This is a genomic window from Streptomyces sp. NPDC097129 (assembly GCF_055668065.1).
Genome location: NZ_JBVOQE010000002.1, coordinates 774,284 through 786,769, shown reverse-complemented (window position 1 = coordinate 786,769; position 12,486 = coordinate 774,284). Strand labels below are relative to the sequence as shown.

Here is a 12,486-nt window from a genome sequence, read left to right as displayed (position 1 = left end):
GGACTCAGCTCTTCACCAGCAGGCCGCGGCTGCGCAGCACGGCCCGCTCCAGGGGACTGAAGATGAGCAGGTCGATCGCGATGCCGACGAACAGGATCATGATGATGGACTCGAACACCATGGACATGGAGCTGGCGTTGCGGCCGTTCTCCAGCAGCGCGCCCAGCCCGATGCCGAGGTCGGGGGAGGAGGCGATGATCTCCGCGGCCATCAGCGACCGCCAGGAGAACGCCCAGCCCTGCTTCAGACCGGCGAGGTAGCCCGGCAGCGCGGCCGGCATGACGATGTGCCAGGCGCCCCGCAGACCGGTCGCGCCCATCGTGCGGCCCGCCCGCAGGAACAGCGGCGGCACCTGGTCGATGCCGGAGACCAGGCCGTTGGCGATGGACGGGACCGCGCCGAGCAGGATCACCGCGTACATCATCGAGTTGTCCAGACCCAGCCAGATCACCGCCGGCGGCACCCACGCCACGCTCGGCAGGGACTGCAGGCCGGACAGGATCGGGCCGATCGCGGCCCGCACGAACTTCACCCGCGCCACGATCAGCCCCAGCGGGGTGCCGATGGCGAGCGCGAAGAGGAAGCCGAGCAGACCACGGGAGATGGACGTCCAGATGTAGCCGAGCAGCTCGCCCTTGAGCCAGGCGTCCTTGAACTCGGCGCCGACGTCGGCGGGCGTGGGCAGCTTCGTCGGGTCGTCGACGATCTTCAGGGAGACCAGGGCCTGCCAGATCACCAGGACCACCGCGACCGCGACGATCGGCGGCAGGATCTTCTTGACGAGGGTCTCGCGGAAGGGCGGGCGGCCGGTCGCCGAGGTCTCCAGGGCGTCCAGGCCCGCCTCCAGGCCGCCGAGGCCCCCGGCCCGCTCGGCGGTGTCCGCGGTGGCCCGGACGGGGCTGTCCGCCGTGGTGCCGGTGGTGTCAGTGCTGGCCATGACGGCGGATCTCCCCACGCAGTACTTCGGTGATCTCCAGGGACAGTTCGGCCACCGGCGCGTCCTCGATGCGCCGCGGCTGCGGGATGCCCACCCGCCACTCGCGCGCCACCCGGCCCGGCCGGGAGGACAGCAGCACGACCCGCTCGGCGAGCCGGACCGCCTCGCGCACGTTGTGCGTCACGAACAGCACCGACACGCCCGTCTCCTGCCAGATCCGGGTCAGCTCGTCGTGCAGGACGTCCCGGGTGATGGCGTCCAGCGCCGCGAACGGCTCGTCCATCAGCAGCAGCCGGCTGTCCTGCGCGAGCGCGCGGGCCATCGCCACGCGCTGGCGCATACCGCCGGACAGCTCGTGCACCCGCTTGCCGTACGAGCCCTTCAGCCGGACCAGTTCGAGCAGGTCCTCGGCGCGGTCGCGCCGCTCGCTCTTGGGTACGCCCCGCAGCTTCAGGGCGAGTTCGATGTTCTTGCCCGCGGTCAGCCACGGGAACAGCGCGTGCTCCTGGAACATCAGGGCCGGACGCCCGTCGGTGTCGATGCTGCCGGCGGTGGGCCGCTCCAGGCCCGCCACCAGGTTCAGCAGCGTCGACTTGCCGCAGCCCGAGGCCCCCAGGAGGGTGACGAACTCGCCCGGAGCGACATCGAGGCTGATGTCGTCCAGCACGAGCTGCTGCCCGGCGGGCCCGGCGAAGGACTTCGACACGTGCTCGATACGGGCGGCGTACTCGACTGCCTGGGCGCCTTCGGCCTTCATGATCGCGGTGGCCATGGTCGTCACCTCCTGGGGACTGAACGGGTGGTCGGGCTTACTTGACGCCGAGTCCGGCGTCGGCGACTGCGGGCTTGCCCTCGGCCTTCAGCACCTTGTTCAGGAGGGTGAGGTCGTAGATGCCGTCCAGCTTCGGCTGCTTGAGCAGACCGGCCTTGACCGCGTGGCCGGCCTCGGTGCTGAGGGTCGCGGCCAGCGGGTCGTCGATGAACTGGATCGACTTCCAGGCCGGGTCGAGGACCTTGGCCGGCAGCGCCTTGCCCGAGTCGGCCTCCAGCTGCTGGTTGGCCGCGGCCTTCGCCTGCTCCGGGTTGGCGTTGATCCACTTGTTGGACTCGAGGGAGGCCTTCAGCACCGCCTCGACGGCCTTCGGGTGCTCCTTGAGGAACTTCTGCGACACGATGACGTTCGTGATCACGAACTTCTTGTCCGGCCACAGGTCGGACTCGTCCAGCAGCACCTTGGCGCCCTCGGCGACCAGCTTGGACGCGGTCGGCTCCGGCACCCACGCCCCGTCGATGGAGCCCGACTTGTAGGCGTCCGGGGTGACCTTGTTGTCGGTGCGGACCACCGACACGTCACCCTTGCCGCTCTGCGCGTCGACTTTCCAGCCCTGCTCGGCTATCCAGTTCAGGAACGCGACGTCCTGGGTGTTGCCGAGCTGCGGGGTGGCGATCTTCTTGCCCTTGACGTCCTTGACGGACGTGATCTTCTTCGGGTTCACGACGAGCTTCACACCGCCGGAGGCCGAACCGGCGATGATGCGCAGGTTCTTGCCCTTGGACTTGGTGTAGCCGTTGATCGCCGGGGACGGGCCGATCCAGCCGATGTCGATGGAGCCCGAGTTCAGCGCCTCGATCTCGGACGGGCCGGCGTTGAAGATCTGGTAGTCCGCCTTGGTGGCGCCCAGCTCCTTCTGGAAGAAGCCCTTCTGGACCCCGACCAGCGCGGTCGCGTGCGTCAGGTTGCCGAAGTAGCCGATCTTGACGGAGTCCAGACCGTCGATCTGCTTGGCGCCCGCGGCGACCTTCTGGGCGGCGGGGGCGTCCTTGGCCTCGGAGCCGTAACCGCAGGCGGCGAGGGCGAGCAGGGGAAGAGCGGCCACGGCGGTGATGCCGCGGCGAAGGAGCGTGGAGCGTGTGGCAGGCACGGGAGGGTGTCCTCTCGGAGGCCCGGCGGTCACGGTCTTCTAGGTCGTGGCCGGGAAGTCGGCAAAGGGTTTTCGTCTCTTCCGGGACTCCCCCAAGCTCCTCGAGCAGGGGGGACCCCCAGGGTGGCGGAACGGAGCGGTCAGCGCACACATCGCGCGACTCCGCCCTGTCCGCTGCCGAGGGCGCCGCTGCCGACGCGGCCGCCCTCCTTCGCGAACGTCCCGTAGTAGTCGTAGGAGTTCATGTCCTAGAAGTCCCAACCGTCTTCGTCGGCCTCGTCCTTGACCGGCTCCGGCGCGGCGAACGACTCGCCGACCATGCCCGCGGTCAGCGTGGTGCCGTCGCTGGGGTCGATCAGGATGAACGAGCCGGTGCGGCGCGAGTCGGCGTAGGAGTCGACCGGCAGCGGCTCGGCGGTGCGGATCTTCACGCGGCCGATGTCGTTGGCGGCGAGCTGCCCCGGGTGCGGGTGCAGGGACAGGTCGTCCAGCGTCAGCCGGGACGGGATGTCCTTCACGATCGCCTTCACCGTGCGGGTGCCGTGCTTGAGCAGCACCCGGTGGCCGACGGTGAGCGGGGCGTCGGCGACGTGGCAGACGGTCGCCTCGATGTCCTGCGTGGTCGGCGGCGCGTCCTTGCTGGGCACGATCAGGTCGCCGCGCGATATGTCGATGTCGTCCTCGAGGAGGAGGGTCACCGACTGCGGCGTCCAGGCCACGTCGACGGACTCGCCCAGCAGGGCGATACCGGTGATCTTCGTGGCCCGCCCGGACGGCAGCACGGTCACGGACTCGCCGACCCGGAAGGTGCCGGCGGCGATCTGGCCCGCGTAACCGCGGTAGTCGGGGTGCTCGGCGCTCTGCGGCCGGATCACGTACTGCACGGGCAGGCGTGCGTGGCAGTGCCTCAGGTCATGGGCGACCGGGACGGTCTCCAGGTGCTCCAGCACGGTCGGGCCGCCGTACCAGTCCATGTTCGCCGACGGCTCCACGACGTTGTCGCCCTCGAGCGCCGAGATCGGGATCGCGGTCACCTCGGGCACGCCCAGCTCGGTGGCGTACGCGGTGAACTCCTCGGCGATCGCCGCGAACACCTTCTCCGCGTAGCCGACCAGGTCCATCTTGTTCACGGCGAGCACCACGTGCGGCACCCGCAGCAGCGCGGCGATCGCGGCGTGCCGGCGGGTCTGCTCGACGACGCCGTTGCGGGCGTCGACGAGGATCACCGTCAGCTCGGCGGTGGAGGCGCCGGTGACCATGTTCCGCGTGTACTGCACATGGCCCGGGGTGTCGGCCAGGATGAACCGGCGCCGGGGCGTGGCGAAGTAGCGGTAGGCCACGTCGATGGTGATGCCCTGCTCGCGCTCGGCGCGCAGGCCGTCGGTGAGCAGCGCGAGGTCCGGGCCCTCCTGGCCGCGGCTCGCGGAGGCGCGCTCCACGGCCTCCAGCTGGTCGGTGAGGACCGACTTGGAGTCGTGCAGCAGCCGGCCCACCAGGGTGGACTTGCCGTCGTCGACGGAACCGGCGGTGGCGAACCGCAGCAGGGTGGTGGCCGAGAGTTCCTCGGTCGTGATCGTGCTCATCTCTAGAAGTACCCCTCGCGCTTGCGGTCTTCCATCGCCGCCTCGGACATCTTGTCGTCGGCCCGGGTGGCGCCCCGCTCGGTGAGCCGGGACGCGGCGATCTCCGCGATCACCTTCTCGATCGTGTCGGCGTCGGAGTCGACGGCGCCCGTGCAGGACATGTCGCCGACCGTGCGGTAGCGCACCAGGCGCTTCTCCACGTTCTCGCCGTCCTTGGGGCCGCCCCACTCGCCGGCGGTCAGCCACATGCCGGCGCGCTGGAACACCTCGCGCTCGTGGGCGTAGTAGATCTGCGGCAGCTCGATGCCCTCCCGGGCGATGTACTGCCACACGTCCAGCTCGGTCCAGTTGGACAGCGGGAACACGCGGACGTGCTCGCCGGGGGCGTGCCGGCCGTTGTACAGGTTCCACAGCTCGGGGCGCTGGCGGCGCGGGTCCCACTGGGAGAACTCGTCGCGCAGCGAGAACACCCGCTCCTTGGCGCGGGCCTTCTCCTCGTCGCGGCGGCCGCCGCCGAAGACCGCGTCGAACTTCTCCGCCTGGATCTTCTCCGTGAGCGGCAGCGTCTGCAGCGGGTTGCGGGTGCCGTCCGGGCGCTCCTTGAGCACCCCGCGGTCGATGTAGTCCTGCACGGACGCGACATGCAGCCGCAGCCCGTGCCGGGCCACCGCGCGGTCGCGGTAGTCGAGGACCTCGGGGAAGTTGTGCCCGGTGTCCACGTGCAGCAGGGAGAACGGCACCGGCGACGGCGTGAACGCCTTCAGCGCCAGGTGCAGCATGACGATCGAGTCCTTGCCGCCGGAGAACAGGATCACCGGGTTCTCGAACTCGCCCGCGACCTCGCGGAAGATGTGCACGGCCTCGGACTCAAGGGCGTCCAGGTGCGACAGGGCGTACGTGTCCGTACCCTCCTGCGCGGTGGTGGCGACGGTCGTCATGCCAGTCCCCTTTCGGTGAGCAGGGCGTGCACGGCGGCCGCGGACTCCTGCACGGTCTGGTTCTGCGACTCGATCCGCAGATCGGGCGTCTCGGGCTCCTCGTACGGGTCGTCGACCCCGGTCAGGCCCGACAGCTCGCCCGCGGCCTGCTTGGCGTACAGCCCCTTGACGTCCCGCACGGAGCACACCTCGACCGGTGTGGCCACGTGGATCTCCAGGTACGCCGTGCCGTTCGCCTCGTGCCGCTTGCGCACCGCGTCACGGCTGTCCGCGTACGGCGCGATGACCGGGACGAGCGCCTTCACGCCGTTGCGGGCGAGCAGTTCGGCGAGGAAGCCGATGCGCTGCACGTTGGTGTGCCGGTCCTCGCGGCTGAAGCCGAGGCCCGCAGAGATGAACTCGCGGACCTCGTCGCCGTCGAGCACCTCCACGCGGTGCCCCTCGGCCCGCAGCCGGCCCGCCAGCTCGTACGCGATGGTGGTTTTGCCGGCGCTCGGCAGACCCGTGAGCCAGACGGTGGCTCCGCTCGTCACGTCAGTCTCCTGATGGTTCGTCGTCATCCGTGCAGCCCGCACTCGGTCTTGGCGCGGCCCGCCCAGCGGCCGGCGCGCGCGTCCTCGCCCTCGAGCACCCGCCGGGTGCAGGGGGCGCAGCCGACGGAGGCGTAGCCGTCCGTCAGCAGCGGGTTGGTGAGCACGCCGTGCTCGGTGACGTAGGCGTCCACGTCGTCCTGGGTCCAGCGCGCGATCGGGGAGATCTTGACCTTCTGCCGCTTGTCGTCCCAGCCGACCACCGGGGTGTTCGCCCGGGTCGGGGACTCGTCGCGGCGCAGACCCGTCGCCCAGGCCTGATAGCCCTTCAGGCCCTCTTCCAGCGGCTGCACCTTGCGCAGCTTGCAGCACAGGTCGGGGTCGCGGTCGTGCAGCTTCGGACCGTACTGGGCGTCCTGCTCGGCGACCGTCTGGCGCGGGGTGAGCGTGATGACGTTGACGTCCATCACGGCCTCGACCGCGTCGCGGGTGCCGATGGTCTCCTCGAAGTGGTAGCCGGTGTCGAGGAACACCACGTCCACGCCCTTCAGCACGCGGGACGCGAGGTGCGCGACGACCGCGTCCTCCATGGAGGACGTGACGCAGAAGCCCTTGCCGAAGGTGTCGACCGCCCACTGGAGGATCTCCAGCGCGGAGGCGTCCTCCAGGTCACGGCCGGCCTGCTCGGCGAGCGCCTTCAACTCGTCGGCCGTGCGCTCCTTCTGAGCCGTCGTCATATCGAGTCCCCTTGGTTGTCGGCCTGCTTCAGCCCCCGGGCGAGCAGCCCGAGGAACTTCAGCTGGAATGCGCGGTTGCAGGCCGCGCATTCCCAGGCGCCGTGACGGCCTTCCATGGTTTCACTCGGGCGCAGGTCTTCCTCACCGCAGTAGGGGCAGTGGAAGGGCGCCGCACGCTCGCTCACGACAGGGCCTCCTCGGAGGCGCGGGCCGCCCAGACCGCGAACCGCTCGCCGTCCTGGCGCTCGGCCTGGAACCGGGTGAGCACCCGCTCGATGTAGTCCGGCAGCTCGTCCGCGGTCACCTTCAGCCCGCGCACCTTGCGGCCGAAGCCGGCCTGAAGGCCGAGCGCGCCGCCGAGGTGCACCTGGTAGCCCTCGACCTGCTCGCCGTTGTCGTCCAGGACCAGCTGGCCCTTGAGACCGATGTCCGCGACCTGGATACGGGCGCAGGCGTTCGGGCAGCCGTTGAGGTTGATGGTGATCGGCTCGTCGAACTCCGGCAGGCGGCGCTCCAGCTCGTCGATCAGGGTGGAGCCGCGCTGCTTGGTCTCGACGATGGCGAGCTTGCAGAACTCGATGCCGGTGCAGGCCATGGTGCCGCGCCGGAACGTGGACGGGCGGGCCGTGAGGTCCAGCGCCTCCAGCTCGTCGACGAGCGAGTCCACCTGGTCCTGCTCGACGTCGAGGATGATCATCTTCTGCTCGACGGTGGTGCGCACCCGGCCCGAGCCGTGCGCCTCCGCGAGGTCGGCGATCTTCGTCAGGGTGGAGCCGTCGACGCGGCCGACGCGCGGGGCGAAGCCGACGTAGAAGCGGCCGTCCTTCTGGCGGTGGACGCCGATGTGGTCGCGCCACTGCTGCACCGGCTGCTCGGGAGCGGGTCCGTCGATCAGCTTGCGCCCGCCCAGGTGCTCGTCCTGGAGCACCTGCCGGAACTTCTCCGGGCCCCAGTCGGCGACCAGGAACTTCAGCCGGGCGCGGTTGCGCAGGCGGCGGTAGCCGTAGTCGCGGAAGATCGACACGACGCCCTCGTAGACGTCCGGGACCTCGTCGATCGGCACCCAGGCGCCGAGCCGCACACCCAGCTTGGGGTTGGTGGACAGGCCGCCGCCGACCCACACGTCGAAGCCGGGGCCGTGCTCGGGGTGGCGGACGCCGACGAAGGCGACGTCGTTGATCTCGTGCACCACGTCCAGCAGCGGCGAGCCGGAGATCGCGGTCTTGAACTTGCGCGGCAGGTTCGAGTACGCCGGGTTGTTCAGGACGCGGCGCTTCATCTCCTCCAGCGCCGGCGTGCCGTCGATGATCTCGTCCTCGGCGATGCCCGCGACGGGGGAGGCGACCATCACGCGCGGGGTGTCACCGCAGGCGGTGACGGTGGACAGGCCCACGGCCTCCAGCCGGTTCCAGATCTCGGGCACGTCCTCGATCCGGATCCAGTGGTACTGCACGTTCTGCCGGTCGGTGATGTCGGCCGTGCCGCGCGCGAACTCCTGCGAAACCTCGCCGATCACCCGCAGCTGCTGCGTGGTCAGGGCGCCGCCGTCGATGCGCACGCGCAGCATGAAGTAACGGTCGTCCAGCTCCTCCGGCTCCAGGATCGCGGTCTTGCCGCCGTCGATCCCGGGCTTGCGCTGGGTGTACAGCCCCCACCAGCGCATCCGGCCGCGCAGGTCGCTCGGGTCGATCGAGTCGAAGCCCGCCTTGGAGTAGATCGTCTCAATGCGTGTCCGCACATTGAGACCGTCGTCGTCCTTCTTGACCTGCTCGTTGCCGTTGAGCGGGGTGAAGTGACCCGCGGCCCACTGACCCTCGCCGCGGTGACGGCTCACCTTGCGGCGGGGCGCGGAGGCGGCAGGGTTCTGCGGGGTGGCGGCCATGGTTGATACGTCCTTCGGGACAGGCGGAAAGAGGCTCTGACCTGCGTGTCGTTGCGCGTTGGGCATGGGTGCGCGTCGTTGCGCGGCAGGCGACGGGAAAACGGGGAACCGGTGGTGCTCTCTGGTCTCAGCGCGTCGGACAGATGGCGCTGGACATGCGGCCGAGATCGACGTGACGCCGACTCACCAAGGCGATTCCAGTTCCGGACATGACGGAAGCGTGGCACGGCGATCTGGACACAGTCCAGCTTCGTCCGTCATGTGGACACCCTTGTCCCGTAGAGTGAGACAAGGGTGTTGTCGGTCACAAGATGCGTGAGGGGTCTTGTCCGCGCAGGTCAGGCAGGGTAGGCGCCCGGCCAGGGACCCGGAGCCGGCGCGTCCGGTTCCTCCTCCACCTTGGTGTCGAACAGCGTGAAGCCCCGGCGCCGGTAGTTGTCCATGGCGAACTCGCCGTCCTTGCTGCACGTGTGCAGCCACACCCGCTTGGTCTGCGCGAGCCCCGGCCACCGCTCGGCCAGGTCCCACGCGCGCGCGGCGCCCGAGGACAGCAGATGGCCGCCGATCCGCCGCCCGCGGAAGGCCGGGAGCAGACCGAAGTACACGATCTCCACGACCCCGTCGTCCTGCGCCTCCAGCTCCACGTACCCCGCGGGCGTCCCCCGGTCGTACGCCACCCACGTCTCGACCCCGGGACGGTCCAGGTGCTCCAGCCACCGCGCGTGGCTCCAGCCGAGCCGGTCCGTCCAGCGGATGTCGCCGCCGACCGAGGCGTACAGGAAACGGCTGAACTCGGGTGAGGGCACCTCGGCGCGCACGATCCGCACGTCACCCTCCGGCGCGGCGGCCGGCAGGAGGTCGGTGGGGGACGTCTGCTCGAGGGACCAGGTGGTCACGGGGATGTTGGCCATGGTGGACAGGGAACCATCCCGTCCGCCGCCGTGTCGACGCCGGACCGCCCGGGGCGCGGGGCCGGCCGCCGGGTCGGGGCACGGCCGGGTCCGGCGAGGTCAGCGCAGGGCGGCGTCCAGTGCGGTCAGCGGTACGGCGAAGAGCGTGCCGCCCGACTGCGACCACAGCTCACCGGTGCCGGGGGCGTAGGACAGGGACCCGGGCGCATCGCTCCAGCACAGGTGGGTGTCATCCGAGCCGCACGCCGTGGTGCGGGCGCCGTCCGCGTCCTGGCGCCACAGCATGCCCCGCCCGTCCGCGTCGTCGCCCGCGCGGGCCACGTACCAGTGGGAGCCGTACGGCAGCACGCCCCGCACCTCGGTCGCCTTCGTCGTGTACACCGCGTCCGGCACGGCCCGCCGTGCGGTGCCGGTGAGCGGCAGTCCGTCGCCGCCGAGCCGGTAGCGCCACAGCCGGGTCGGCCGGTGCTCGCCGGCCGGCACCCGCTCGGCCACGGCCAGCGCGGTCCGCGCCCCGCTGCGGTCCAGACCGAGACCGGCGGCGGTACGCGCACTGTCACCCACCGCTCCATAGGAGGCGACGGCAGGCAGCACGAACCGGGCGCCGGCAGCAGACCAGCCGCCGGGCAGCCGGCCGACGGCCGCGCTGTCGACGCCCGCCCGCAGCGCGCGGCGCACGTCGAAGGCGTACAGCGCCGCCCGGTCCCGTGCCCCGGCGGTGACCAGCAGCGTGTCGTGGTCCCAGACCATGCCGGTCACGTCCGAGGTCAGCGCGCGGTAGTCCCGGCCGCCGTCCACCGGCAGGGCGAGCAGGGCCCAGCTGTAGGCGAGGTGGCGCGGATCGCTCGCGTCGACGAACGCCACCTTGGCGAGAGCGCCGCGGGACCAGGCGGAGGCGAGCACCCGGCCGGTGCCGTCCCCGGACACGGCCACGGCGCCCGGCCGCCAGCCGGCGGTGTCGGCGCCGGGGAAGCAGTACGCGCGCGTGGCGGCGGGCGCGACGGGCAGCGCCCGCTTCTCCTCGGCCGAGCAGTCGTCGGCGGGGCGCAGGGTGTGGTCGGCGCCGCGCAGCACCGCGTCCAGGCCGACCGGCCGTCCCATCGAGGTGGCGAGGAGGTCCAGGGCGCCCCGCGGTACCGGGGCGGCGGTCAGCGCGGGCGCGTCGGAGCCGGTGGGGGAGGTGAGCCGTTCGAGCGCGCCGGGGTCGTCGGCGACCGTGGCCTGCGAGGCGCTGATCATGGTGGCCGCGGCGGTCAGCGCGAGAGCGGTCCCGGCCAGGACCGCGCGCAGTGCCGCACCCCGCCGGCGCCGGCGGTGCCGTCCTCGATGTGTCATACCGTCCTCCCGAGGCGGGCCAACTGCGCCTTGTGATCCTCACGTTGAGCAAGGAGCAGGTGGGGCGACCCGTAGGGGATGCTACGGCAGCCGGTGCCCCCGCCGGGTGCAGACCACCCAGTTGCCCGAAATGCCCCCTACGGCACGGCGGATGTGCCACGTGCGCGCACCACGCCCGGCGCCGTCGAGTGGGGCAGCAGGTCCCGGGGATCGTCGGGGAGCAGCAGGTCGACCTCGGCGTCCTCGCTGAAACGATACGGCCGGTGGGCCAGGAACCCCCCGAGATAGCGCCGTACCCGGGACATCTCCGCCCGCACCGTCACCGTGCGCGCCGGGTCGCCGAACATGTCGTGCGCGAGCTGTGCCGCACTGCGCCCGGCGCGCCGCACCGCCAGCAGGTACAGCAGTTCCGCGTGCCGGGGGCTCAGTTCGTGGCTCCAGCTGCCGGCCGACGAGGAGACGGTCACCGACCAGCGGCGCGGCTGGGCCAGGTCCAGCAGGATCCGGGTCGCGCCCGGCGGCAGCGGCTCGTCGTCGGCCCGCACCAGCCAGCCGCCCGCCAGCGGCTCCAGCGCGCACATGCCGAGCGCGGGCAGCCACCGCCGCCCCGCCCGCACCGCCCGCGGCAGGGCCACCCGCCCGGTGTACGGCATCCCGGTCACGGCGGCCGTCCAGCCGTCGCGGTCCACCACCAGCGCCCGGCCGCCCATCCGCGCCAGCACCGGCGCGGCCACCGCCCGCAGCCGCTCCAGCGCGTCCCTGTGCGCTTCGCGCAGCCGCGCCTCGGCCAGCTTGGCCACCGAGTCCACCCAGGCCAGCGTGGCCGGATGCATCGTCTCCAGCGGTCCGCTGACGTCGACCACGCCCAGCAGCTTCCCGTCGCGCGGGTCGGTGATCGGCGCGCCCGTGCACGTCCAGGAGGTCTGGCTGCGCACGAAGTGCTCGCCGGCGAAGACCTGCACCGGCCGCCGCACCACCGCCGGGGTGCCGACGCCGTTGGTGCCGACCACGTCCTCGCGCCAGTCCGCGCCGAGCTCGAAGCCGAGATGGTCGGCCTTGCGCAGCACCGGCGCGCAGCCCTCCCGCCACAGCACCCGGCCGTCGGCGTCGGCGACCACCATGATGTGCCGGGCGACGTCCGCCACCGACAGCAGCCCCTGGCGCAACACCGGCAGCACCTGTTTCAGCGGTGACGCGTCACGCCGCCGGCGCAGCTCGGCGTCGCTCAGCAGATCGGAGCGGAAGTCGTGCTCCGGATCGACCCCGCTGCGCAGCATGCGCCCCCAGGACTCCTCGATCACCGGGCGGGGCGCGACCCGCGTCCGCTGCCCCGCGAGCGCGGCCGCGCGCACCTCGCTGAGCACCCGCGCCGCGCGCGCCGCGTCGACGGCGGCGAGGTGCGTCACGTTGATCGGCGGGTTCGCCACTGGGTCCTCCCGGAAAGGGTCGTGCATACCGGATGTCAACCGCAACGAGGGTCGTTTTCCGGTCTGTTCCGCTGGTCGTGCCGAGTCGGATCCAGTCTGCCGACCGCCGCCGACGGAAGGACGCAGTCCGGTCATATTGCAACCCCCTGCAACCCTGGTGGACCGTCACCCGGTTCGTTGAAAATTAAGCCACGCCGTCCCCGAGCGGCGTACCTGGCCTTGCTTGGGGCCATTGCGCGGGGGTGGTGCCGTGTCGGCGCAGCACCACCCCCGTTCCCACGGCA

General features: G+C 71.5%; 13 protein-coding genes. All 13 read right to left on the bottom strand.

Annotation, left to right across the window (positions count from 1 at the left end; all coding sequences use genetic code 11):
* Nucleotides 1–4: 4 nt before the first annotated feature.
* The 13 genes from AC0B9F_RS09260 to AC0B9F_RS09200 all read right to left on the bottom strand — a co-directional run bounded on the left by AC0B9F_RS09260 (nt 5) and on the right by AC0B9F_RS09200 (nt 12,229).
* A complete protein-coding gene (locus tag AC0B9F_RS09260; protein WP_472000311.1) occupies nt 5–937 on the bottom strand; it encodes an ABC transporter permease in 933 nt (310 codons plus the stop codon).
* Entirely contained in the window at nt 924–1,709 is a 786-nt protein-coding gene (locus AC0B9F_RS09255; RefSeq protein WP_472000309.1) for an ABC transporter ATP-binding protein, read from the bottom strand. The genes AC0B9F_RS09260 and AC0B9F_RS09255 overlap by 14 nt, the downstream gene beginning before the upstream one ends.
* Nucleotides 1,710–1,746: 37 nt before the next feature.
* Nucleotides 1,747–2,859, bottom strand: coding sequence for an aliphatic sulfonate ABC transporter substrate-binding protein (locus AC0B9F_RS09250; RefSeq protein WP_472000307.1), 1,113 nt, complete (start codon nt 2,857–2,859; stop codon nt 1,747–1,749).
* A 248-nt stretch (nt 2,860–3,107) separates the two neighbouring features.
* Entirely contained in the window at nt 3,108–4,442 is a 1,335-nt protein-coding gene (locus AC0B9F_RS09245; protein ID WP_472000304.1) for a sulfate adenylyltransferase subunit 1, read from the bottom strand.
* 2 nt (nt 4,443–4,444) lie between these two features.
* Nucleotides 4,445–5,380, bottom strand: a complete 936-nt coding sequence (gene cysD, locus AC0B9F_RS09240) for a sulfate adenylyltransferase subunit CysD (RefSeq protein WP_472000302.1) — start codon at nt 5,378–5,380, stop codon at nt 4,445–4,447.
* Nucleotides 5,377–5,940: an adenylyl-sulfate kinase gene (cysC, locus tag AC0B9F_RS09235; RefSeq protein ID WP_472000300.1), complete on the bottom strand. Its 564-nt coding sequence runs from the start codon at nt 5,938–5,940 to the stop codon at nt 5,377–5,379. Before cysC ends, cysD begins: the two co-directional genes overlap by 4 nt.
* Nucleotides 5,937–6,647: a phosphoadenylyl-sulfate reductase gene (locus AC0B9F_RS09230; protein ID WP_472000297.1), complete on the bottom strand. Its 711-nt coding sequence runs from the start codon at nt 6,645–6,647 to the stop codon at nt 5,937–5,939. Before AC0B9F_RS09230 ends, cysC begins: the two co-directional genes overlap by 4 nt.
* Nucleotides 6,644–6,832, bottom strand: a complete 189-nt coding sequence (locus AC0B9F_RS09225; protein ID WP_472000294.1) for a hypothetical protein — start codon at nt 6,830–6,832, stop codon at nt 6,644–6,646. The genes AC0B9F_RS09230 and AC0B9F_RS09225 overlap by 4 nt, the downstream gene beginning before the upstream one ends.
* Entirely contained in the window at nt 6,829–8,529 is a 1,701-nt protein-coding gene (locus tag AC0B9F_RS09220; RefSeq protein ID WP_472000291.1) for a nitrite/sulfite reductase, read from the bottom strand. Before AC0B9F_RS09220 ends, AC0B9F_RS09225 begins: the two co-directional genes overlap by 4 nt.
* 127 nt (nt 8,530–8,656) lie before the next feature.
* Complete coding sequence (locus AC0B9F_RS09215) at nt 8,657–8,740, bottom strand: putative leader peptide (RefSeq protein ID WP_363262283.1); 84 nt, start codon at nt 8,738–8,740, stop codon at nt 8,657–8,659.
* A gap of 127 nt (nt 8,741–8,867) precedes the next feature.
* Nucleotides 8,868–9,440: a GNAT family N-acetyltransferase gene (locus tag AC0B9F_RS09210; protein WP_472000288.1), complete on the bottom strand. Its 573-nt coding sequence runs from the start codon at nt 9,438–9,440 to the stop codon at nt 8,868–8,870.
* 99 nt (nt 9,441–9,539) lie between these two features.
* Nucleotides 9,540–10,775: a hypothetical protein gene (locus tag AC0B9F_RS09205; RefSeq protein WP_472000285.1), complete on the bottom strand. Its 1,236-nt coding sequence runs from the start codon at nt 10,773–10,775 to the stop codon at nt 9,540–9,542.
* A gap of 137 nt (nt 10,776–10,912) precedes the next feature.
* Complete coding sequence (locus AC0B9F_RS09200; protein ID WP_472000283.1) at nt 10,913–12,229, bottom strand: GAF domain-containing protein; 1,317 nt, start codon at nt 12,227–12,229, stop codon at nt 10,913–10,915.
* Nucleotides 12,230–12,486: the final 257 nt, after the last annotated feature.